Origin of the sequence: Salinibacterium sp. SWN139 (assembly GCF_015864625.1) — a bacterium.
GTDB lineage: Bacteria > Actinomycetota > Actinomycetes > Actinomycetales > Microbacteriaceae > Rhodoglobus.
In genome coordinates, this window is sequence record NZ_JADYWV010000002.1 from 288,238 (window position 1) to 308,904 (window position 20,667).

Consider the following 20,667-nt stretch of genomic DNA (forward strand, 5'->3'; position numbering starts at 1 on the left):
CGGGGCCTAACCGAGGGCGGTGAGAACCGCATTCAACGTGGGTTCGACGGTCGCAACAAAGTTGTCTTGTACCTTTTCGCCGTTGGAATCGACCTCAACGAACGTCGTCTGCTGAGTAACACCGTATTCGGCCCGCAGGTCCTGATTGGTGTCGTAGTCGACCTTCACGATCGTGATGCCCGACGGAACTCCCGACGCCGTGATGTCACCATCGGCCGACACACACTGGGGGCACCAAGTGGCGTGGAAGAACAGGATGACGCGACCATCGGCATCCGCAACAGCCGAGGGGCTGTAGTCGACGTAGGAGCCGCCACCGTCGTTCTCGACAGCAACAACGTCCTCGGCTTCGGCGCCGGAGTCGCTCGAGCTCTCAGCGCTCTGAGACGTGCTGTCGGTGGCCGTCGACTCGTCAGAGCTGTTCGGGTTCTGGGCTGCGACGATCGAGACTGCTGCAATCACAACGACGGCAAGAGCAACAATGACCGCGAGAATTCGCTTGTTCATGCCACCTAGTAACGCACGGAGCGTCTCAAAACTTCCGCGCTCGGCGAAATTTCTCTGGCTATACCCAGACTTCAGCGGTGTGCGAATACAGCTTGAGATCGCCGAAAGTTAGGGCACCCGTGAATCTGGCTCGCGTATACGGGAGTAAAACCATGAGTGCTGCGCCCGCTTTATGCTCGATTCGCACTTCGATCGCGTCGGACTTGAGCGACGCCACTCTCGTGTTCGAGACGATGGCACTGCAGCGAGAAATTGCGGCCATTTGGCGCAACTGCGTCACGGTTTGCGCGATAAGTTTTTCGGCATCCAAGTGCTTCTTCTTCAGCGCTTCGTCAGCGGTCATTTCAAGCACCCGGCCGCTGCCATCCGTCATGAGCGCGAACGTCATGAACTCACTCGCATGTCCCAAATGGCTTCGTGCCACATTGAGCGCAGAGTCGAGAATTCGATCAACGTCAGCCTGCTGCTCGGCGTTGAGCGCGTCCCTCCACGATTTCATATTCCAAACCGTAGCGACTCTCACCCCCGATTGTCGTGCAAAGCGCCCAAATCACCCGCGTTTTGGTGTCAAGACTGATTCTCACGTTGTGTCGTCGATTACGCGGATTCTCCACGTTCGTCGTACCGCTGCGCTAACGTCGAACCATGCAAAAAGCGCAGCTAACCAGTGCACAGCGGGGCCATTCTCTTGTTGCGGGAGCGGTATCGCACGCCTTCTTCTCTATCGGCTGGCTCATGTTGGGCTTCGTCGCCCTCGGTGGCGGGCTCACCTTGCTCGTAGGCGGCACCGCCTCCGGTGTCAGCGGTCTCTTCGGCGACGTTCCGGCGGTGCGCGATTTCGTGAGCGGCGCAGGCAGCGTGATCGGCACCGTGATCATCGTCGTCGGCATCGTCGCGGTGCTCCTAGTGGCGCTCGCCGCTTTCGCGAGCGTGTTCTTGCTCAAGCGTGGTTCTGTGCGCAAGCCGTGGCAGGTCACCTTCCAATCCCTCGGCATTGTCGCCCTGCTTGATGTTCCGCTCTTTGTGGCCTACCTCACGTTCGCCGCGAACGTCACAGACTCTGCTGTCGGTGGCACTGTTCTTCTCGGCCCCGTCGTCGGCATCCTTGGCTCCGCCGTCGTCGGCGCCATCGTCTGGTGGTGGATGACATGGTCGCGTCGCGGATCAGCGTCCACATTCGCTGGCGTCACGGCCACCGCATCCGCAACTGCTGTTCCGACTCAGCAACCGCCGAGCGTCGATAGTGATACTGGCAGTAGCGAAACGAAGTAGCACGACCTTCAGCAGTATCGAGCAGAGAGTGCATGATGACGGCACGGATTGAAACACTGATCATCTTGGGTGCCGGCGGCGACCTCACCTCCCGCCTGCTACTGCCTGGCCTCGCGTCGTATCTGGCCAGTGACGAAGCTGAAGAGCTCACTGTTATTGGCGTGGATCGTCAAGAAATGGATGACGCAGCCTGGCAGAAGCGCGTCTCGGCCTCCTTCGCTGCACACGCTTCGCCCACGTCTGATGCCGTTGCTGGTGCAGCGCACTACGTGCAGGCCGACGTCACCAACGCGCAGCAAGTGCGCCAGGTGATCGAATCGGCTACCGGCCGCGTCGCCTTGTATTTTGCGTTGCCTCCCGCGATCGCCCAACAGGTTGTTTCGGTGTTGGCGACATTCGATTTGCCCGCCGGGATCGTGCTTGCCCTCGAGAAGCCGTTCGGAAGCGATGAGGCTAGCGCCCGCGATTTGAACCGGGTGTTGCAGGCGATCGTGCCCGAGGAACAGGTCTTTCGTGTTGACCATTTCTTGGGCAAGTCGACGGTGCTGAACCTTATAGGTTTGCGATTCGCGAACCGCATTTTTGAGCCATTGTTGGGGGCTCCGAACGTGGCGAAGGTTGAGCTCATTTTTGATGAGGCCCTCGCTCTCGAAGGTCGTGCCGGTTATTACGATCGCGCTGGCGCTGTTGTCGACATGATCCAAAGCCATTTGCTGCTGGTCTTGGCACTGACGGCAATGGAACCCCCGGCGAGTGTGAGCTCAGAGGATTTGCGGGGGTCGATGGCCCAGGTGCTTCGTGCAACGCGGGTGCAAACGCTCGACGGCACGTGCGCTCGGCGTGCACGCTACACGGCGGGCACCATCGGCGACCGCGAGCTTCCGGCCTACGTTGACGAAGATGGTGTGAATCCTGATTTCAGCACAGAGACTTTGGCTGAAGTGACGTTCGAGATCGATAACTGGCGTTGGGCTGGTGTGCCGTTTGTGTTGCGTTCAGGCAAGGCTCTGGGCAAAGCTCGCCAAGACATCGTGATCACGTTTGCGCCGGTGCCGCATCTTCCTTATGGCCTCACGGGCAGCGAAGATCCGGCGAAACTTACTATTTCGATCAAGCCAGCGACTCTCGAACTCGACCTCATCGTGAACGGTGCCGGCGACCCCTTCTCGCTCGACCGCACTCAACTGACGACAACCCTTGGCGATCCGGCCATGAGCGCCTATGGCGAGGTGATCGCCTCTCTCGTTGATGGGGATCCCGTGCTGTCGGTGCGCGGTGATATTGCCGAGCAGTGCTGGCGAATAGTCGCTCCCGTACTCGACGGTTTCCGCAACAATCAGGTTCCGCTTGAGGAGTATCCGGCAGGCTCGCCCGGCCCCGAATCGTGGGAATCCGAATGACTCGCGCCGGCCAGCGGGGAGTCACGGCGACCGCGCACGCCCGCACGCGAGCGAGTGCTCAGCAGGCTTACGATTTCTCGGGGCCGCTTGACCCTGCACAGTTCTATCCTCGCTTCGGCCCCTTGCCCGCCGTCGTCACGGTGCTCGAGCAGTCCGGAACGTGGGATGCCGTCGGTCACACCCGACGCCTCGTGCTCTCCGATGGCGGCCACGTGATCGAGACGATCACCGACGCCGCTGCGCCCGAATTGTTTGCTTACGAGCTCAGTGAATTTCAGAAACTCTTTGGGCTGCTCGTTTCTGGTGCCCGAGCCGAGTGGCGGTTCGACGACCGCACCACCGGTTCGCGCATCCGCTGGAGTTATACCTTCTTCGCTAAGCCGGCCCGCGGCTGGATCGTGTGGTTGATTATTCGACTGTGGTGGGGGCGTTACATGCGTCGTGTGCTGCCGCCGATCGCACGTGAAGTGGAGCGGCTGGCAGCCAACTAGGGGAGCGCAGTTATCGAATCGTTGCCATAAAAGGCGCTGTTCACATCCCGCTTCCACCCTTCTCACAACTTGCGCAAAGATGCGCTTGTGACAATGGCTGGTATGTTCCGATCGAGATTTGCCGTTGCGTTAGCCGCAGCGCTCTACTTCGCCGCCTTGGCGAGTCTCGCTTTCGTGATCGCTCCGGGCAGCAACGGTCGCTTTTGGATCTGGACCACCGTTGCGTTTATCCCCGTTGGCATTTTCTTGGTTGGCATGTTCGGTCGCCGCCGCTGGTGGGCAGCACTCGCCTTCAGCATCGTTGCCGCAGCATGGCTCGAAGCCGCCCAGACGGTGTGGATGCCCGTCGGCTACGCCGATGTCGTTGACATTCTGCTCTCGGCTATCGGTTCCGGAATTGGTGTTTCGGCCGCCGTGGGCGTCGCGCTCTGGCGGGAGCATGCTCAACGTCCGGCAGTCGCATTCGCTCAACCGTCGACGAACCTTGCGAGCTCTCGTCGCGCCTCCGCCAGCAACTCGGCGGCACCGCTTAACCTCGATCGGTGACTGACGACCGCTATGCCCACGACGTTCTCGCTGATTTCTCTATCAAGCGCGGGCCAGCAGTGCTCCCGAAAGTGCCCATCGAATCCGGGATGGTCGTCGAAGTCATCGCGGACGGCTACGTTGGTGCCCTGGTAGGTTTCGCCAACGGGCTCATGGAACTCGAAGACCGTCGGGGCTCCGCTCGCGCGTTCCCTCTTGGCAGCGGCTATCTCATCGACGGTGTGCCAGTAGAGCTTGTCAAGCCCGCGCCGAAGGCTGCTGCTGCCCGCAAAACCGCCTCCGGGTCGTTTGCTGCCCCCGAGCAGCGTGCCCGCACAGCGCTCGCGAGTCGCATCTATGTTGAAGGTCGCCATGACGCGGAACTCGTCGAAAAAGTGTGGGGTGATGACCTACGCGCCGAAGGTGTCGTCGTCGAGTTTCTAGGCGGAATTGACGATCTCGAGAAGATCGTCGCAGACTTTGCCCCCACCTCTGACCGCAAGTTGGGAATCTTGGTAGATCACCTTGTTCCCGGCTCGAAGGAGAGCCGAATTGCGGATGCCGTGGGGCGCGGCAAGTACGGCAAGCATGCGCTTGTGGTCGGTCATCCATTCGTCGATGTCTGGCAGGCAGTGAAGCCGCAAAGCCTCGGAATTGCTGCCTGGCCTACGGTGCCGCGCACGATCGAGTGGAAGCACGGCATCTGTGAAACATTCGGCTGGCCGCATGAAGACCAAGCCGATATCGCCCGCGCGTGGCAGTTCATTCTGTCGAAGGTCACCAACTTCGGTGACCTTGAGCCAGCGCTCTTGGGGCGCGTTGAGCACCTCATCGACTTTGTCACGGTCGATCAGGATGCCTAGCGCCGAGCGCGCTTAGTCGAGTTGCGGCGCGACCTCGCGAGCGAGGAAGTCGAGCTGGTCGAGATCGTGGAAGTCCATGATCTGGAAGTACACGCGAGTGAATCCGAGGGCCTGCAGCTCTGAAATCTTGTCGACGACCTCGCTGGCAGTTCCCGCGAAGCCGCCAAGACGCAGGTCGGCGGGAGTTGAGTTGGCTGCGGTAGCACGCGCTTCGATCTGAGCTTCGGTGGCGCCGACAGCAGTCGTGCCAGCAATGGAAAGTACGAGGGTGGCGGGGTCGCGGTCGAAGTGCTCGCACGTGGCACGCACGCGGTTGATGCGCTCCTTCAGCGGTGCGATGGTTGCGAAGCCCGCGTTGTATTCGGCGGCGAACTGAGCGGTGAGCGCCGGCGTACGGCTTGGACCGCTGCCGCCGATGATGATCGGTAACGGGTTCTGCACGGGCTTCGGCAGCGCGGGAGATTGGCTCAGCTGGTAGTGCTTGCCCTCATACGAGAAGGTCTTTCCCAGCTCCGTTGCCCAGATGCCGGTGATCACGTCGAGCTGCTCCTCGAGCATCCCGAATCGCTTCGCAGGAAAAGGGATGCCGTACGCAGCATGTTCACGTTCGAACCAGCCGGTGCCGAGCCCGAGCTCCACGCGACCGCCCGACATGTCGTCGACTTGAGCTACCTGAATGGCCAAAATTCCCGGATGCCGGAAGGTCGCCGAGGAGACGAGGGTCCCGAGTCGAATGGTCGAAGTCTCGCGCGCAAGCCCGGCCAGCGTCGTCCACGAATCAGTGGGGCCGGGCAGTCCGCCGTTGCGGTCATCCATCGTCACATAGTGGTCGGAGCGGAAATACCCGTTGAAGCCGAGCTTCTCTGCCGCTTGCGCCAGCACGAGCTGATCGGTGTAGCTGGCGCCGTTCTGAGGTTCGGTGAAGATGCGGAAGTCCATACCCCGAGCCTATTGATGATTAGACTGGGTGGCGAACACGGGAGTCCGGTGAGCCGGGCTGAGAGGGAGCTTCTCCAAGCTTCGACCGTCGAACCTGATCTGGATCATGCCAGCGCAGGGAGCAGACACTCTTGAAACCCGTGCCATTCACTAGTGAAAGGCACGAAAGTGACCACAACAGCACCATCCTCTTCCACGGCCGCACCGCTACGTTCACGTTTTCAGTGGCGGGTGATCGACATCGTCGTCGCGAGCGTTATCGGCGTCGCGAGCGGTTTGATCTTCGTTGTCTGGAACGTGGCCTCCACTCCAGCCTTGGCTCCGTTCGCAGCGCTCCTGCCTGGCCTGCAAGCCGTCGGTGGCGGGTTCTGGCTGTTCGCCGGTGTGCTTACGGCGCTCGTCATCCGCAAGCCTGGTGCTGCCATTTATGGTGAGATGGTCGCGGCGTCCGTCTCAGCGCTTATCGGTAACCAGTGGGGTGTACTCACCCTCGTGAGCGGGTTCACTCAGGGCCTGGGCGCCGAGATCGTGTTCGCGGCCTTCCTCTACGCCAATTGGCGCGCCAGCGGTGCGATTCTTGCGGGCGCCGGTGCCGGCCTCGCGATGGCGATTACTGACCTACTGCTCTGGTACCCCGGCTCCGCGCTTCCCTTCATCGTGATCTACACGATTGCCGCCATCGTCGGCGGAATGCTCATTGCCGGCCTCCTCTCGTGGCTCGCGACGCGCGGTATTGCCGCAACGGGAGCGCTCAACCGCTTCGGCGCTGGCCGCGAGATTGCGAAGCGAGTCTGACCCCCACCACGCCTGCTGGTGTCACTGTCGACGGATGGGGGTGGCGCCATTCCAGCAGGCTCGCCTGGGCGGTGCGTGGTCTCGACCTGCGCATTGACCCCGGCGAACGTGTATTGCTCCTCGGCGAATCCGGGGCGGGAAAGTCGACGTTTCTGCATGCCCTCGCCGGAGTAGTTGGCGACGACGAAGGCGAAACAGAGGGTTCGCTTCTCGTCGATGGCGAACATCCGGCCGCTCATCGTGGCCGCACGGGGTTGGTGATTCAAGACCCCGACAGTCAAGTTATCTTGGAGCGCGTCGGAGATGATGTTGCTTTCGGTTGCGAAAACTTGGGTGTACCGCGCGACGAGATCTGGTTGCGCGTGCGCGATAGTCTCGCTGCGGTCGGTCTCGACGTGTCCCTCGATCGCAACACCAGCGCACTGTCAGGTGGTCAGAAACAACGGCTCGCGCTCGCCGGAGTGCTGGCTATGAGGCCCGGCCTGATTGTGCTCGACGAACCGACGGCGAACCTTGACCCTGAGGGGGTGACCGAGGTTCGGGATGCCGTCATCCGGGTCGCAGAATCGACCGGCGCCACGATCGTGGTTGTCGAACATCGCGTCTCCGTGTGGAGCGACGTTGTTGACCGCATCGTGGTACTCGCCGCCGGCGGGGGAGTCATCGCCGATGGCGCACCCGCCGACGTTCTCGCACGGCAGGGCAAGGAGCTCGCCGCTCGGGGCGTCTGGATCCCGCAGTATCCGCCGCCGCGCCCGGTGAGGGCAGAGCGGGGCCCGCAACACACTCTGCTCAGTGCTCGCCAGCTGACCGTTGGCCGGAGCAACCACGCGCTCGGCGCTCCTCTCGAGCTGGAGATTCTGAGCAGCCATGCTCTCGCCATCACCGGTCCTAACGGGGTTGGAAAGTCCACACTCGCCCTCACCCTGGGTGGGCTCTTGCCGCCCGTCGGTGGTGCCGTTGTGGCGAGCCCGGCGCTCGCCACTGGTGCGGGGGAGCATCCGATCCGCTGGAAGTCCCGCGAGCTGTTGACCCGCATCGGAACTGTCTTTCAGGACCCGGAACATCAATTGCTGACGAGCACGGTACGTGCTGAGCTCGAAGTCGGACCGCGGGCGTTGAAACTTCCGGACTCTGAAGTGGATGCTCGCGTTGAGGAGTTGCTCACGAGACTCCGCCTAGACCGGCTAGCCGAAGCCAACCCGTTCACGCTCTCGGGGGGCGAAAAGCGTCGTCTGAGCGTCGCCACAGCCCTTGCTACGCGGCCGCAGGTGCTCGTGCTCGACGAACCCACGTTCGGGCAAGATTCGCGCACCTGGAGCGAACTGCTGGCTCTGCTGGCACGGCTCGTGGATGACGGCAGCAGCGTGATCGCTGTGAGCCACGATCTTGATTTCGTCGCTGCACTCGCCGACTCAACAGTGGTGCTCGAATGATCCCTATCGCGTCGGTGAATCCCGTGGCCAAACTTGGAGCGGGGCTCATCGTGAGCCTGTTCTTGCTCGCCACGATCGATTGGGTATCGGCGACGACCGCGCTGGTGCTCGAGCTTGCCATCATCGCGTTCTTCGGGATTGAGCCGAAACGCTTCTGGCTGCGCACCTTGCCGGTGTGGCTGGCCGCGCCGCTGACCGCTCTCACGATCCTGCTCTACGGCCGCTACGACGGCACCGTGTACTTCGAGTTCCTGTTGATAAGAATCAGCGATGGTTCGATCGAGCTCGCTCTAGCAACCTTCTTGCGCGTGCTCGCGATCGGCCTTCCCGCAGTTGTGCTGTTCATCTCGATCGATCCCACTGACTTTGCAGACGGTCTTGCCCAGCGACTCCGGTTGCCCGACCGCTTCGTTATTGGCGCTCTCGCCGCCGTGCGGATGGTTGGCCTCTTTCTTGAGGACTGGCGCTCGCTCGAACTCGCGCGTCGAGCTCGTGGCGTGGCAGACCGTGGCCGTGTGCGCCGCATTGCCGGTCAAGGTTTTGCGCTTCTCGTGCTCTCGATCCGTAGAGGCAGCAAGCTGTCTATCGCGATGGAAGCCCGCGGGTTTGGCGGCGATACTCCCCGCACCTGGGCTCGGGAATCCCCGTGGGGGCGGGCCGAATGGCTCACGCTGCTTGTGGGCCTTCTCATCGGCGTCACCGCTACAGTCGTTGCTGTGCTCACCGGAAGTTGGAATCTGATTGTTGGCTAACTCGCAGCAGCCTCCGCCTCTGCCTGCTCCGCGCTGGCGGTGCCTCATCGACGGCCGCTCAGGGTCGGGCAAGACAGAGTTGGGCCGCGCCATGGCCGCAGCCTGGCCAGAGGTGCAGCTGGTGAAGCTCGATGATTTCTATCCCGGCTGGGATGGGTTGGATGCCGCTAGCGCGCTCGTTCCCGGCATCCTCACCGAACTGCGGTGGCAAGAATGGAACTGGGTCACCGATTCGCCGGGGCCCTGGCACGAACTCGACGGTGATCGGCCCATCATCCTCGAAGGAATCGGAGCGCTGAGTCGCGCATCCGCCCCTCTTGTCGACCACGGCATTTGGGTCGAGCTAGATGACGCCTCACGCAAGAAGCGGGCACTGGACCGTGACGGAGACTCCTACGCGCCGCACTGGGAGCGCTGGGCCCGCCAAGAACTTCGTTTTATGGCGCGCGAAAAACCTCAAGAACTGGCGGATGAGCTACTCGACGGCGCCGATATCTCCCGCTGGTTCGACAAGCGCTAGTTAGCTTTGTTCCAGACCTGAACGAGATCGGTTCCGCGTGGGTTGACCGTCATGACGTCAGCCTCACACGTGACCACGAGACCGAGCATGTCATCGAAGTCGCTGCGCGGAATCGTGTACGTCAGCTCTTCGACAGGCTCATCGGCGAGCGTGGCCGAGGTGTCAACGGTGTATTCCGACACATCCCAATCGCGAGGGATTGCGACATCCACATTGATAAGAGCCTTGCCCTTTACGGTGCCGGTGTAGGACTGCGTGATCGTCATGATCTGGTCCTTTTTCGGCTCCGCCGTGATCGTGAACACGAGGTCGGAATCAATCGTGACGGCGCCATCGCTGCCCCACGTGAGGGTCTGGCCACCGCTGGGCTCAACCGCCTTGGCAGGAACGTCTTCGGAGGGGAGCTCTGCGAGCAACTTCTCCGAGAGATCGACGGTGTCGAGCGTCCACGTGTGACCCATCGCGCACAATTCCATGGCCGTCGGCGGCTCGCTGGTATCGGCGGGTTCGATCAGTGCGCAACCAGACAGCACCAGCAGCACTGCGGGGGCCATCAACAACGCACTCGCGCGCTTGCTCGAAATCATCAATCCTCCTGAGGTTCGTGACACTCACGAAATCCTACGCGGTCATCGACCCTTGTCGGCTCAACGACGGTTAGGCCCAGCCGAGTTCGTGCAAATGTTGGTCATCGATGCCGTAGTAGTGCCCGATTTCATGAATCAGCGTGATGTTGATCTGCCTCTTCAAATCGTCGAGCGTCGGGCACATCGCTAGTAGTGGCTCGCGATAGAGAACAATGCGATCGGGCAGCTCGCCATAGCCATATTGGCCGCGACTGGTGATCGCGACCCCGTTGTAGAGACCGAGAACGTTGAGGGAGCCGTCTTCTGGGCGATCCTCGGTGACAAACACCACATTCTCAAGACCATCGACAATTTCGTCGTCCAGCGCATCGAGCCCTTCGACCACAAGCGCTTCGAACTGTTTCTGGTCGAGATTTTCCATAGAGCCAGCTTGTCAGTGTCTGCTGGGAAGAATGAGAGTGCGGGTTCCCGAGGAACTCCCGTGGTGGTCTTAGCAAACCGATAGAAACTTTCTTTAGCGTCGCACTCATGCACAGAAAAAAGTTATGGGGCGTAGTCAGCACTACCGTCGTTCTCACTCTCACACTCGCGAGCTGCTCCGTGGGTTCGACGGACACCGCGGGCAGTACAGGGACCACCGACTTTGTGAACGTGAGTCTCACGACTGAAGCGGACTCGTTTTTCGACTCTGCTGTTGTCCACTCGATCGAAATTGACGTCGATAGCGACGAGGTTCTAGCGATGGTCGAGACGTATCTCGATTCCGGTGATAAGGAGTGGCTGGAAGCGACCGTGGTTATCGACGGCACGACCTACGAGCAGGTGGGAATCAAGCTCAAAGGAAACTCGAGTTTGCTTGGAGTAACCGCGGACACTCCCATTGAAGAATTGCCCTGGAGAATTCGTCTCGATAAGTATGTTGACGGACAAAGCATCGAGGGGGTCACCGATGTTGTGGTGCGCTCGAACAACACTGAGACCTCGCTGAACGAGGCTGTTGCTCTTGAGACGTTGAGCGCGGCTGGGTTGGCGAGCGAAGAATCAGTTGCGACACGGTTCTCCGTGAACGGCAGCGAAGAGACGTTGCTTCTCACTGTCGCGGTGCCGAACCAATCGTGGATAGAACGAAACTACGAGGCGGGATTGCTGCCCTCGGATGATGGCATCCTGTGGAAGGCAGAGAGCGAAGGCGATTACTCCTGGTTAGGTGACGACCCGGAGCTCTACACGGACGTGTTTGATCGCGAGGCCGGAGATGATGATTACGAGCCCCTCGTCGACTTTCTCGATGTCGTAAACAACACGACAGACGAAGAGTTTGTCGCTCAACTTCCCGACGTTCTCGACGTGGAATCCTTCGCGCGATACCTCGCGGTTGAAGATCTTATTGATAACTTTGACGACATTGATGGGCCTGGTAACAACTCGTACCTCTATTACGACCCAGATTCTGGGCTCATGTCAGTCCTCGCCTGGGACCATAACTTGGCGTTCGGGACGGTAAACGAAGCCGGCGGAGGCGCGGCGGGCGACGCAGCGCCAGAAGGTGCGCGTCCCGGCGGCGAGCTTCCCGAAGGCGAGCTTCCCGAAGGCGAGCTTCCCGAAGGCGAGCTTCCCGAAGGTGCGCTTCCCGGCGACGACCTCCCCGAGGGCGAGCGTCCGAGCGGCGCCCCTGAGGGTGCTGCTCCCGGAGGCTTGCCTGCCGAAGGCGGCGGGGATGCCGCCGGCGGTGGACAGTCTCAGCAAGGCAACAACATTCTGACAACACGGTTCACAGAAACTCCGGAGTTTGCTGCGATGTACGAGGATGCGCTCGAAGAGTTGCAGGAGGAGATTTTCGAGAGCGGGCAATTAGCCAGCATCGTGGAGTCGCGCTCCGAAACGCTTGCTGACGAGGCAGCTGATCTCGTCGACAGCGCAGTGCTGGAATCCGAAACGGAAACGATACTTGCCTACTCATCCGGGGAAGTGCAAGAAACCACGGCAGGGCAAGGCGGTGCTCAAGAAGGCACGCGACCGGGCGGTCGATGATTCGTAGGTCGCTCGCTGCAGGGCGCCGGCAAAAACAAAAATGAGGCCCAACCCCTCGAGACAAACATGACGTCTCGCGAGGGGTTGGGCCTCATTATCTTGGGGTGAACGACGGGGCTCGAACCCGCGACTTCCGGCTCCACAAGCCAGCGCTCTACCAACTGAGCTACGCCCACCAAGGTTGATTTTCGCCCTGCGGCGATAAGCAACTGTATAAGTGTATTACAACCGCGGAGCGAATCCAGCCACTACGTCCGCAGAAATTGACTGAACCTGTTCTGTCGTCGGTCCTGGCTCGCCCACAAAGACCGCTTTGCGGTAGTAATCGAGTTCACGAATCGATTCGAGAATGTCGGCAAGAGCCCGGTGTCCGCCGTTTTTATCCGGCGCATTGAAGTACACGCGCGGGAACCAACGCTTCGAAAGCTCTTTGATCGACGACACATCGACGCTGCGGTAATGCAGGTGAGTGTCGACGCGTGGCATGTACTTGGCCAAGAAGGTGCGGTCGGTGCCAATGGTGTTACCGGCCATGGGGGCGGTGCGGGCGTTCGGCACGTAGCGCACGATGTATTCGTTCACGGCGAACTCGGCATCCGCAAGAGAAACACCGTTGGGCATCTCTTCGATGAGTCCGCTCGAGGTGTGCATGGCGGTGACGAACTCGCCCATATTTTCGAGAGCGGCCTCACTGGGCTTGATGACAATCGTCATCCCCTCATCGACGGGAACGAGGTCGTAGTCGGTGATCACCACCGCAACTTCGACGAGTTCGTCGATTTCGACATCCAATCCCGTCATCTCGCAGTCGATCCAAACCAGATAATCAGCGTGTGATGCCATGTGCTGATTCTACCGCTCCCGAAATGTCACCAGCGTTCGCCCACTCTTGTCTGGTAAACCTATGGTCATGAGCGAATCAACCCCCACTCTCGCGCACGGCGACGAGTACATCGTGTTTTTTGTCGGCGGCCCGTACAACGGCCAGAACGATACGCGTATTGCAACCGAGGAGGGATGGGATGATTATGTGACCCTGATCGCTGCAGACGCTGTAGGTTCCGAGACGCAATTGCGATACGAATCTCCGGTAGCGAAGCAGGTCGGCGACAAAGTCCACGTGACGTACACGTGGGATCAGGCCGATAGCGACCCTCTGGAAGACCTTGACGAACGAAACGACCTCTAACAGCAGCACCTCTGAACAGCCGACGGTGCTGTTCTTTTCGTCTGCCTTTTGTGACCCATGTGCGACGGCGCGCCGAACCCTCGACGAGGTGGCGCGCCTCGTACCGGCCGTGACCTATGCAGAATTGGATGTCGCACGTGAGGCAGAGCGTGCCGAGCAGGCTGGCATCACCTCGACTCCGACCATCGTGATTGTGTCTGCGCAGGGTGAAGAAGTTTTTCGCGCCCAGGGTGCGCCAACACTGAACCAGATGCTGGTAGCGCTCGCGAAAGCCGTTTAGCGGCTGCTAGACGATGGTCGCGCTGATAGGCCAGCGTGCGGCTGATACGTCATCGTGCGGCTAACGCGCTATCGTTTAACACGTATACCCCGCCCTCGTAGCTCAGGGGATAGAGCAGGAGCCTTCTAATCTCTTGGCCGCAGGTTCGAATCCTGCCGAGGGCACCGCATCGAAGGGGACGGTCCTGACGTGAACACACCGAACAAAACGGCCCCCACCACGGTCACCGTTGCCGAGTTCATCGACTCCGTGCCGACCGAACGCCGGCGGGATGAGGCGCAGACTCTTCTGGACATCTTCGGCCGTGCCTCTGGCCAGCCTGCAGTGATGTGGGGCATCTCCATCATTGGGTTCGGCTCTAGTCACTATCGGTATGCCACCGGTCGTGAGGGCGATACGGCCACGATTGGTTTCTCTCCGCGCAAGGCCACAATCTCGCTGTACACGGCTCGCAATTTTCGGGAGTTCCCGGAGCTGCTGGAGCGACTGGGCACCCATGAACTGGCGGTGGGCTGTCTTTATATCAAGAAGTTGGCGGATGTCGATCTTGCGGTTCTTGAGGAGCTGTTGACGCGCAGCTATGAGGTCGCCCGTTTCGACTACGACGCCCTCGCCGAGAATGACTGAGGCTGCGGCGTGAGATATCGGCCTGTTCTCGCGGCGATTGTGATGGTGGGGGCGACCTCGATGGCGCTTTCGGGCTGCATTGCAGGGCCCGAGCCGACGGTCGCTGTTTTCGAGGTTTCCAGCGGTGGTCAGTTCACGATCGAGTTGGCAACCCCGGAACTCGTTGAGCACGCTCAAGCGCTGCTGGCGGGGGAGAACCTGGCCGCGGTGCCTCAGGGAGTCGTCGTGCGGGAAGCGTCGTCGGTAAACACACCGTGGTCGTGGCACATCGACCCTGCCACGCTTGAGTTCACGAACATCACGACCGAGGCATGCGATGGTATTCCGCAGTATGTCGAAGATGAGATTCTGACCTCAGACACTTTTTGTCCGTGGTCTGCCCGTGTTGTTGCGGTTGAAGGACCTGACGCCTAAGGCGTGTGGCGGTCCACTTCGTTAGTCGCGGTCGGGAGTGATGACGACGGTCGGGGTCGGCTCCGAGCCTGACGCGGTAGCGGAAGACGGCGGAGTGGACGAAGCCGTAGACGGTGTCGAGCTGCCTTCGGCGGCTTGACGCGACGCCCATTCTTGCTGCTTGACGACGAGTTCGTCTTCAGCTTCGCCGGTCTCGTACTTCCAGCTGGCGAGGTCTTGGGCGAAGAGCTTCTTGGCGCGGCCGGGACGGGCTTGCCAGTCGATGAGGCCGTCTTGAAGCTCTGCGAGGTCTTGTTCGGCTTGGAAGCTGTAATTGACGGAGTTCTTCTTCATAGCCGCGAGCTTGTGAGAAGCCCAGTCGGCGGCGATGTTTGCGCCCTTGAGGGGGAGAAGGCGCACTCGAACTTCGGCTTCGCTTGCCTGGTAGTCGACGTGCTCTTTTTCGCCAGCGGAGAGAGTGCTCCAGGCGGCAGCGCGACGGCCAGATGAAATGAGGGCAGCGACAGCGGCAGCCTTGGCTTGGCGGTCTTGGTGGCTGATGAGGCGACGCAGCGATGAGCGCGCAATGAGACCAACAATGATGCCTCCGACAACAATCGCGAGGAAGGGCACCAGAGCGTTCGTGATAAACGTCCAGCCCGCATCGGAGTTGAACCAGTCGACGATGTCGTTCCACCACTCAAGAATCATGTTGGCACTGTAACCCGGCTAGCGCGCGTGACCTGATAGCGACAGGCGCGTCACATCAAAACCGGAAGATATCGAGAGCATCGTCGATGGTCCAGAAATCTCCGAGAGGCAAGAAACGACGTTGGCGTTGCAGCATGCGCTTGGCTTGAAAGCGAAAACCTGCGGCGGATTGCCAGCGGTGCACATAGCCCAACACTTCGCCATCCTGGCGCGTAATGCGCCAGAGATCGTCGTTGAGTTGAACAGTCACAACGCTTGAGCGAATCGAGCGCGTGGTGCCAGCGAAATCGAGAGTGGTGGTCATGGGTGCTCCTGACAAATATCGAACGCGAATGTGTGTTGTTCGAATATATGTTCGAACACTGACATTCGTGCGTCAGGAGCACCTCAATGACGAGGTTGGGTTAGCGCAAAGCTGTACCGTCGACCGCGAGAGGCTCGATGGCGGCCAGTTCGGCATCCGTCAATGCTGGGCCTTCGAGGGCGGCAAAGTTGTTCTCCAATTGCGAGACGCTGCTGGCTCCGACGAGAGCTGACGTGATCTGCGGATGCCGCAGCACCCACGTCAGCGCGAGCTGAGCAAGGCTTTGTCCGCGGTTCTGGGCAATCTCGTTGAGAGCGCGAACGCGCTGTAGGTACGTGTCGCTGAGGGGGCCGGGCTGAAGCCAGCGGCCCTCAGAAGCCCGGGATCCCTCGGGGATCGTGCCATCCATGTAGCGGTCGGTCAGTAGGCCCTGAGCAAGCGGCGAGAACACGATGCTGCCAGCACCGATCTGGTCGAGCACGGGGAACAGCCCGTCTTCGATATGGCGGTCAAACATGTTGTAGCGCGGCTGGTGAATCGTGAGAGGGATGCCGTATTCGGCGAGTGCATTGGCTGCGGCAAGTGTCTGTTCGGGGCTGTAGCTAGAGACGCCGACGTAGAGTGCCTTGCCCGAGTTCACGGCCGTCGCGAGGGCGCCCATGGTTTCTTCGATGGGAGTCTCGGGGTCGGGGCGGTGGTGGTAATAAATGTCGACGTAGTCGAGGCCCATGCGGTCGAGGCTGGCGTCAAGCGAGGAGATCAAGTACTTGCGCGAACCGAAGTCTTGGTACGGGCCCGGGCCCATGTCGAAGCCGGCCTTCGTCGAGACGATCATTTCGTCGCGGTAGGGCGCAAAGTCGTCGGCGAAAATCTCGCCAAAGTTGCGCTCGGCGGCGCCGATTTCAGGGCCGTAGTTGTTGGCCAGATCGAAGTGGGTGATGCCGAGATCGAAAGCACGGCGGAGGATGGCGCGCTGCGTTGCGCGGGGGCGATCGTCACCAAAGTTGTTCCACAGTCCCAGTGAGATTGCGGGGAGCTTGAGGCCGCTATGGCCTACGCGGTGGTATTCGGTGGTGTCGTATCTGGTGGGGGAGGCGTCGTAAGGCATTCGTTCAGCATATGCCCAGTGATTGAGGGAACACAGTACGTGCGGTGTGCGTTGTATCAGACATCCAGCCCAAGAAAGTAGGCTCAACTTATGCACACATTTCATCTCGCAGGCGGCTGTTTCTGGTGCCTCGACGCGGTTTATCGCACCCTCAATGGCGTCACTGACGTAGTTTCCGGCTACACCGGTGGAACCGTGCCGAACCCCAGCTATGAGCTGGTCTGCACCGAAACAACGGGCCACGCTGAAGCGGTTGCGGTCACCTTCGACCCCGAGGTCATCCCCGACGAGGTCATCCTCGACGTCTACTTCACGCTGCACGACCCACGCCAGCTCAATCGTCAGGGCAACGACGTCGGCTCGTCGTACCGTTCGGCGATGTTTTACGAGGACGACGAGCAGAAGGCTCTCTTCGAGGCTGCCCGTGACCGCGCATCCGGATATTGGGATGGTGGCATCGTGACCACGATCGAGCCACTCGACACGTACTACAAGGCTGAGGACTACCACCAGGACTTCTTCGCTAAGAACCCTGGTCAGGGGTACTGCATGGCGGTTGCATTGCCCAAGGTCAATAAAATTCGTTCGTCGTTCTCGAGCTACATCAAGTAGTCCTCGGCAGCGACACAATCTGTGCGCCGTCTCGCACGAAGGTCTTTATCTTCGTCGCGAGGCGGCGTACGGTCGTTAACAAGCGACAGTGGCGTCGCTTTCTCACTAATTCGAAGGAGGTTCGGAAATGACAAACCACACTCTGACCGGACAAACCTGGGTGGCATTCACTCAGGCAGGGGCAGTTGGCTCGGTGCACCGGGTAACAGACGGGTTCACCTTCAAGTTATTGAAAGACGAAGACTATCGAGCGGTGTATCCGACTCTGGATGCCGCGAAAGCAGCCCTGCACGCGAACCTGCTTCCCGGCACGGCGTGGCCTGAGTTCCGCGAGCACTAGGCTGACCGCTCACTTCTCCTGATAGCGGGCGCGGTGTGTCCGGCATCCACAGATGCTGAGACGCAGCTCGCTCACTGTGGCGTGCTGACGAACACTGGTGTCAGACGGATGCCGGGTCGGCTTCCCGGCACGAGTGTCGGCCCGCATCTGTCTCCCACATCGGCCGCGTTGTTCGCTTCGTGGCCCAGACCAAGGAGCAGATATGTCAGACACCATTACCGTTTCGGGGCTCGTCGCGACGACCCCACGGCACATCGTCACGAGTGAAGGTTTGCCCATTACGTCATTCCGGCTCGCGTCTACGCAGCGTCGGTTTGACCGCAGCAATCAGCGGTGGATTGATGGCGAAACTAACTGGTACACGATCACGTCGTTCCGCCAGCTAGCGATCAACAGTGCTGCGTCGATCGGCAAGGGCGACCGTGTCGTGCTCAGCGGGCGGCTGAAGATTCGCGAATGGGAGAACGCTGACCGCAGCGGCACCAATATCGAAATCGAAGCTGACTCGCTCGGTCACGACCTTATGTGGGGAACGGCCCAGTTCTCCCGCACCATCTCCAGCGTGAGCTCAGCGAGTCACCAGGCCGAGAGCGACGATACGTTCCCCGCAGCTGACGCTGAAACTGAAACTGAAACTGAAACTGACGCCGCTGAAGAAGGCGAGCTCATTGCGGCGGGAAGCAGCACAGTCACGCCCTTCTGAGCGGATCGTGCGCGCAAGCAATCTAGACTTGATGCGGCCCTGAAGTCTCGTGGCCGATGAAGGGAATGCAATGCGCGTACGACCCACTCGCCGACTCGGTGCAGTTCTTGCCCTCACCTTGGCGGCAGCAGTCGCGCTCAGCGGTTGCGTAGCGGAAACGCCAGAACCGACAGCAACCCCCGCGGCATCAACGACGCCAGCTCCCGAAGCCAGCGAGACTGCCCCCATGTTGCGCCCCGGCGAGAATGCCGTCGCTAACCGTCAATTCTTCGACCAGATCAACACCGAATACTTCGAAGCAAATGGTCGCGGAGATGGTCGCACCATCGTTGACAACCTCATCGACAATGGCTTCGAGAAGCAAGACATGGAAATCACCGCCGACACCACCGCAATTGGTCTTGCCGCCGACTCCATCGTGGTCTCCGTGCGCATCAAGGGGGAGTGCCTACTCGGTCAGTTTGCTCCCGATAATTACGCCTCATCCATCGAACCGCTTTTGGGCACCGGTGGCTGTCTTGTCGGAAAGACCCGCGCAATCGACTGGTAGTCGCCAATCGGGTTCGACTCACGCCCGGCGCTCCGTAGAATGGTCACATGGCCGAATTCATTTATTCCATGGTGCGCGCGCGAAAAGCGGTCGGCGACAAACTCATTCTTGACGACGTCACGATGTCGTTCTATCCCGGCGCAAAGATCGGTGTGGTTGGCCCCAACGGTGCCGGTAAGTCCACCATCCTCAAGATCATGGCCGGGCTCGACACCCCGAGCAACGGTGAAGCTCGGCTGAGCCCCGGCTACAGCGTCGGCATCCTCATGCAGGAACCCGAGCTCGATGAGAGCAAGACTGTTCTCGAAAACGTGCAAGAAGGCGTTGGGCCGATCAAGGCCAAAGTCGACCGTCACGCGGCTATCGGCCTCGAGATGGCCGAACCTGACGCAGACTTTGACGCCCTTCTGGCCGAAATGGGCACGCTTCAAGAGGAGATCGACGCCGCCGACGCGTGGGACCTCGACTCCCAGCTCGAACAGGCAATGGATGCCTTGCGCACCCCTCCCGGAGATTGGCCCGTCAACAAGCTCTCCGGTGGAGAAAAGCGCCGCGTAGCGCTCACCAAGCTGCTCCTCCAGAAGCCCGACCTGCTGCTCCTCGATGAGCCCACTAACCACCTCGACGCCGAAAGTGTTCTCTGGCTCGAGCAGCACCTCTCCAAGTACCCGGGCGCCGTACTGGCCGTAACCCACGATAGGTACTTCCTCGACCACGTCGCCGAGTGGATTGCTGAAGTTGACCGCGGTCACCTCTACCCCTACGAGGGCAACTACTCCACCTACCTCGAGAAGAAGCAAGAACGTCTCCAGGTGCAGGGCAAGAAAGACGCCAAGCTCGCGAAGCGTCTCTCGAGCGAACTCGAGTGGGTGCGCTCCAACTCCAAGGGCCGCCAGACCAAATCGAAGGCTCGACTCGCACGCTACGAAGAGATGGCGAACGAAGCGGAGAAGACCAGAAAGTTGGACTTCGAAGAAATCGTCATCCCGATGGGTCCGCGTCTGGGTTCACAGGTTATCGATGCCAAGAACCTCAAGAAGGGCTTCGACGAGCGCATTCTCATCGACGGGCTGAGCTTCACTCTTCCGCGAAACGGAATCGTCGGCGTCATCGGCCCCAACGGTGTCGGAAAGACCACTCTCTTCAAGACCATCGTTGGTCTTGAGCCCCTCGACTCAGGAGATCTCAAGGTCGGCGAGACCGTCGACATCTCCTACGTCGACCAAAGCCGCGGCGGAATCGACCCCAATAAAACACTGTGGGAAGTTGTCTCCGACGGCCAGGACTACATCCAGGTCGGCAAGACTGAAATTCCGTCGCGCGGGTACGTGTCGCAGTTCGGCTTCAAGGGACCAGACCAGCAGAAGAAGGCTGGCGTTCTTTCCGGTGGTGAGCGCAACCGTTTGAACCTCGCGCTCACGCTCAAGCAGGGCGGAAACCTCTTGCTGCTTGACGAACCGACTAACGACCTCGACGTTGAGACTCTCGGAAGCCTCGAGAACGCATTGCTCGAATTCCCCGGCTGTGCTGTGGTGATCACTCACGATAGGTGGTTCCTCGACCGCATCGCGACCCACATCCTCGCCTACGAAGGCACGGAAGCGAACCCGGGCTACTGGCACTGGTTCGAGGGAAACTTCGACGCTTACGAAGAAAACAAGATCGAGCGCCTTGGCCCCGACGCGGCCAAGCCTCACCGCAGCGCTTACCGCAAGCTCACGCGCGACTAGCC

28 protein-coding genes, 2 tRNA genes and 1 riboswitch are annotated in these 20,667 nt (G+C 60.4%); of the genes, 20 read left to right on the forward strand and 10 right to left on the reverse strand.

Going from position 1 to position 20,667, the window contains the following annotated elements; genetic code table 11:
• Nucleotides 1–6: 6 nt before the first annotated feature.
• Entirely contained in the window at nucleotides 7–507 is a 501-nt protein-coding gene (locus I6E74_RS06520; protein WP_197124129.1) for a thioredoxin family protein, read from the reverse strand.
• A gap of 58 nt (nucleotides 508–565) precedes the next feature.
• Nucleotides 566–1,006 (reverse strand): hypothetical protein, encoded by a 441-nt coding sequence (locus I6E74_RS06525; RefSeq protein ID WP_197124131.1) that lies wholly within the window; start codon nucleotides 1,004–1,006, stop codon nucleotides 566–568.
• Between the two features lie 146 nt (nucleotides 1,007–1,152).
• Between I6E74_RS06525 and I6E74_RS06530 the strand changes: the two genes are divergently transcribed.
• The 5 genes from I6E74_RS06530 to I6E74_RS06550 all read left to right on the forward strand — a co-directional run bounded on the left by I6E74_RS06530 (nucleotide 1,153) and on the right by I6E74_RS06550 (nucleotide 5,058).
• Complete coding sequence (locus I6E74_RS06530) at nucleotides 1,153–1,779, forward strand: hypothetical protein (RefSeq protein ID WP_197124133.1); 627 nt, start codon at nucleotides 1,153–1,155, stop codon at nucleotides 1,777–1,779.
• A 32-nt stretch (nucleotides 1,780–1,811) separates the two neighbouring features.
• Nucleotides 1,812–3,179 carry a glucose-6-phosphate dehydrogenase gene (locus I6E74_RS06535; RefSeq protein WP_307784405.1) on the forward strand — a complete coding sequence of 456 codons (1,368 nt, stop codon included), beginning with the start codon at nucleotides 1,812–1,814 and terminating at the stop codon, nucleotides 3,177–3,179.
• A complete protein-coding gene (locus I6E74_RS06540) occupies nucleotides 3,176–3,670 on the forward strand; it encodes an SRPBCC family protein (protein WP_197124135.1) in 495 nt (164 codons plus the stop codon). Before I6E74_RS06535 ends, I6E74_RS06540 begins: the two co-directional genes overlap by 4 nt.
• 102 nt (nucleotides 3,671–3,772) lie before the next feature.
• Nucleotides 3,773–4,216 carry a VanZ family protein gene (locus tag I6E74_RS06545; RefSeq protein WP_197124137.1) on the forward strand — a complete coding sequence of 148 codons (444 nt, stop codon included), beginning with the start codon at nucleotides 3,773–3,775 and terminating at the stop codon, nucleotides 4,214–4,216.
• A complete protein-coding gene (locus tag I6E74_RS06550; protein ID WP_197124139.1) occupies nucleotides 4,213–5,058 on the forward strand; it encodes a DUF3097 domain-containing protein in 846 nt (281 codons plus the stop codon). Before I6E74_RS06545 ends, I6E74_RS06550 begins: the two co-directional genes overlap by 4 nt.
• A 12-nt stretch (nucleotides 5,059–5,070) precedes the next feature.
• Here the strand turns inward: I6E74_RS06550 and I6E74_RS06555 are convergent, their stop codons facing one another.
• Nucleotides 5,071–5,997: an LLM class F420-dependent oxidoreductase gene (locus I6E74_RS06555; RefSeq protein WP_197124140.1), complete on the reverse strand. Its 927-nt coding sequence runs from the start codon at nucleotides 5,995–5,997 to the stop codon at nucleotides 5,071–5,073.
• Between the two features lie 26 nt (nucleotides 5,998–6,023).
• Nucleotides 6,024–6,132, forward strand: a riboswitch (TPP riboswitch).
• Between the two features lie 33 nt (nucleotides 6,133–6,165).
• On the opposite strand from I6E74_RS06555, the gene I6E74_RS06560 reads away from it, so the two are divergent.
• From I6E74_RS06560 to I6E74_RS06575, 4 genes are all read left to right on the forward strand, one after another.
• Nucleotides 6,166–6,792 (forward strand): ECF transporter S component, encoded by a 627-nt coding sequence (locus I6E74_RS06560; RefSeq protein WP_197124141.1) that lies wholly within the window; start codon nucleotides 6,166–6,168, stop codon nucleotides 6,790–6,792.
• A gap of 71 nt (nucleotides 6,793–6,863) precedes the next feature.
• Complete coding sequence (locus I6E74_RS06565) at nucleotides 6,864–8,228, forward strand: ABC transporter ATP-binding protein (protein WP_197124142.1); 1,365 nt, start codon at nucleotides 6,864–6,866, stop codon at nucleotides 8,226–8,228.
• On the forward strand, nucleotides 8,225–8,980 hold the full coding sequence (locus I6E74_RS06570; protein ID WP_197124143.1) for an energy-coupling factor transporter transmembrane protein EcfT: 756 nt from the start codon (nucleotides 8,225–8,227) through the stop codon (nucleotides 8,978–8,980). Before I6E74_RS06565 ends, I6E74_RS06570 begins: the two co-directional genes overlap by 4 nt.
• The gene (locus tag I6E74_RS06575; protein ID WP_231604824.1) at nucleotides 8,973–9,500 is read left to right on the forward strand and encodes an ATP-binding protein; all 528 of its coding nucleotides are present in this window, start codon (nucleotides 8,973–8,975) and stop codon (nucleotides 9,498–9,500) included. The genes I6E74_RS06570 and I6E74_RS06575 overlap by 8 nt, the downstream gene beginning before the upstream one ends.
• Here I6E74_RS06575 and I6E74_RS06580 read toward each other — a convergent pair.
• Complete coding sequence (locus tag I6E74_RS06580) at nucleotides 9,497–10,111, reverse strand: hypothetical protein (RefSeq protein ID WP_307784406.1); 615 nt, start codon at nucleotides 10,109–10,111, stop codon at nucleotides 9,497–9,499. The genes I6E74_RS06575 and I6E74_RS06580 overlap by 4 nt on opposite strands.
• Nucleotides 10,112–10,157: 46 nt before the next feature.
• Nucleotides 10,158–10,508, reverse strand: a complete 351-nt coding sequence (locus I6E74_RS06585) for a metallopeptidase family protein (RefSeq protein WP_197124144.1) — start codon at nucleotides 10,506–10,508, stop codon at nucleotides 10,158–10,160.
• A 107-nt stretch (nucleotides 10,509–10,615) separates the two neighbouring features.
• Between I6E74_RS06585 and I6E74_RS06590 the strand changes: the two genes are divergently transcribed.
• Complete coding sequence (locus I6E74_RS06590) at nucleotides 10,616–12,118, forward strand: CotH kinase family protein (RefSeq protein ID WP_197124145.1); 1,503 nt, start codon at nucleotides 10,616–10,618, stop codon at nucleotides 12,116–12,118.
• A gap of 100 nt (nucleotides 12,119–12,218) precedes the next feature.
• Here the strand turns inward: I6E74_RS06590 and I6E74_RS06595 are convergent.
• Together I6E74_RS06595 and orn are read right to left on the reverse strand one after the other, a co-directional pair.
• A tRNA-His gene (locus I6E74_RS06595) sits at nucleotides 12,219–12,294 on the reverse strand.
• 46 nt (nucleotides 12,295–12,340) lie between these two features.
• Entirely contained in the window at nucleotides 12,341–12,961 is a 621-nt protein-coding gene (orn, locus tag I6E74_RS06600) for an oligoribonuclease (RefSeq protein ID WP_197124146.1), read from the reverse strand.
• 67 nt (nucleotides 12,962–13,028) lie between these two features.
• On the opposite strand from orn, the gene I6E74_RS06605 reads away from it, so the two are divergent.
• From I6E74_RS06605 to I6E74_RS06625, 5 genes are all read left to right on the forward strand, one after another.
• Entirely contained in the window at nucleotides 13,029–13,307 is a 279-nt protein-coding gene (locus tag I6E74_RS06605; RefSeq protein ID WP_197105993.1) for an oligoribonuclease, read from the forward strand.
• Nucleotides 13,285–13,587, forward strand: a complete 303-nt coding sequence (locus I6E74_RS06610) for a co-chaperone YbbN (protein ID WP_197109734.1) — start codon at nucleotides 13,285–13,287, stop codon at nucleotides 13,585–13,587. Before I6E74_RS06605 ends, I6E74_RS06610 begins: the two co-directional genes overlap by 23 nt.
• A 91-nt stretch (nucleotides 13,588–13,678) precedes the next feature.
• Nucleotides 13,679–13,751 (forward strand) — tRNA-Arg (locus I6E74_RS06615).
• A 25-nt stretch (nucleotides 13,752–13,776) separates the two neighbouring features.
• Nucleotides 13,777–14,214 (forward strand): DUF1801 domain-containing protein, encoded by a 438-nt coding sequence (locus I6E74_RS06620; protein WP_197124147.1) that lies wholly within the window; start codon nucleotides 13,777–13,779, stop codon nucleotides 14,212–14,214.
• 9 nt (nucleotides 14,215–14,223) lie between these two features.
• Nucleotides 14,224–14,628, forward strand: a complete 405-nt coding sequence (locus I6E74_RS06625) for a hypothetical protein (protein WP_307784407.1) — start codon at nucleotides 14,224–14,226, stop codon at nucleotides 14,626–14,628.
• Nucleotides 14,629–14,649: 21 nt separating this feature from the next.
• Here the strand turns inward: I6E74_RS06625 and I6E74_RS06630 are convergent, their stop codons facing one another.
• From I6E74_RS06630 to I6E74_RS06640, 3 genes are all read right to left on the reverse strand, one after another.
• Complete coding sequence (locus I6E74_RS06630) at nucleotides 14,650–15,318, reverse strand: hypothetical protein (RefSeq protein WP_197124149.1); 669 nt, start codon at nucleotides 15,316–15,318, stop codon at nucleotides 14,650–14,652.
• Nucleotides 15,319–15,373: 55 nt separating this feature from the next.
• Entirely contained in the window at nucleotides 15,374–15,622 is a 249-nt protein-coding gene (locus I6E74_RS06635; RefSeq protein WP_197124150.1) for a hypothetical protein, read from the reverse strand.
• A 100-nt stretch (nucleotides 15,623–15,722) separates the two neighbouring features.
• Entirely contained in the window at nucleotides 15,723–16,730 is a 1,008-nt protein-coding gene (locus tag I6E74_RS06640; RefSeq protein WP_197124152.1) for an aldo/keto reductase, read from the reverse strand.
• A gap of 90 nt (nucleotides 16,731–16,820) precedes the next feature.
• On the opposite strand from I6E74_RS06640, the gene msrA reads away from it, so the two are divergent.
• The 5 genes from msrA (at nucleotide 16,821) to ettA (ending at nucleotide 20,665) form a co-directional block, all read left to right on the forward strand.
• Nucleotides 16,821–17,342 carry a peptide-methionine (S)-S-oxide reductase MsrA gene (msrA, locus tag I6E74_RS06645; protein ID WP_197124154.1) on the forward strand — a complete coding sequence of 174 codons (522 nt, stop codon included), beginning with the start codon at nucleotides 16,821–16,823 and terminating at the stop codon, nucleotides 17,340–17,342.
• A gap of 127 nt (nucleotides 17,343–17,469) precedes the next feature.
• On the forward strand, nucleotides 17,470–17,682 hold the full coding sequence (locus I6E74_RS06650) for a methyltransferase (RefSeq protein WP_197105985.1): 213 nt from the start codon (nucleotides 17,470–17,472) through the stop codon (nucleotides 17,680–17,682).
• Between the two features lie 202 nt (nucleotides 17,683–17,884).
• Complete coding sequence (locus I6E74_RS06655) at nucleotides 17,885–18,385, forward strand: single-stranded DNA-binding protein (protein ID WP_231604825.1); 501 nt, start codon at nucleotides 17,885–17,887, stop codon at nucleotides 18,383–18,385.
• Between the two features lie 70 nt (nucleotides 18,386–18,455).
• Complete coding sequence (locus I6E74_RS06660) at nucleotides 18,456–18,935, forward strand: hypothetical protein (RefSeq protein ID WP_197124156.1); 480 nt, start codon at nucleotides 18,456–18,458, stop codon at nucleotides 18,933–18,935.
• Between the two features lie 47 nt (nucleotides 18,936–18,982).
• Nucleotides 18,983–20,665: an energy-dependent translational throttle protein EttA gene (gene ettA, locus I6E74_RS06665; RefSeq protein ID WP_197124158.1), complete on the forward strand. Its 1,683-nt coding sequence runs from the start codon at nucleotides 18,983–18,985 to the stop codon at nucleotides 20,663–20,665.
• Nucleotides 20,666–20,667: the final 2 nt, after the last annotated feature.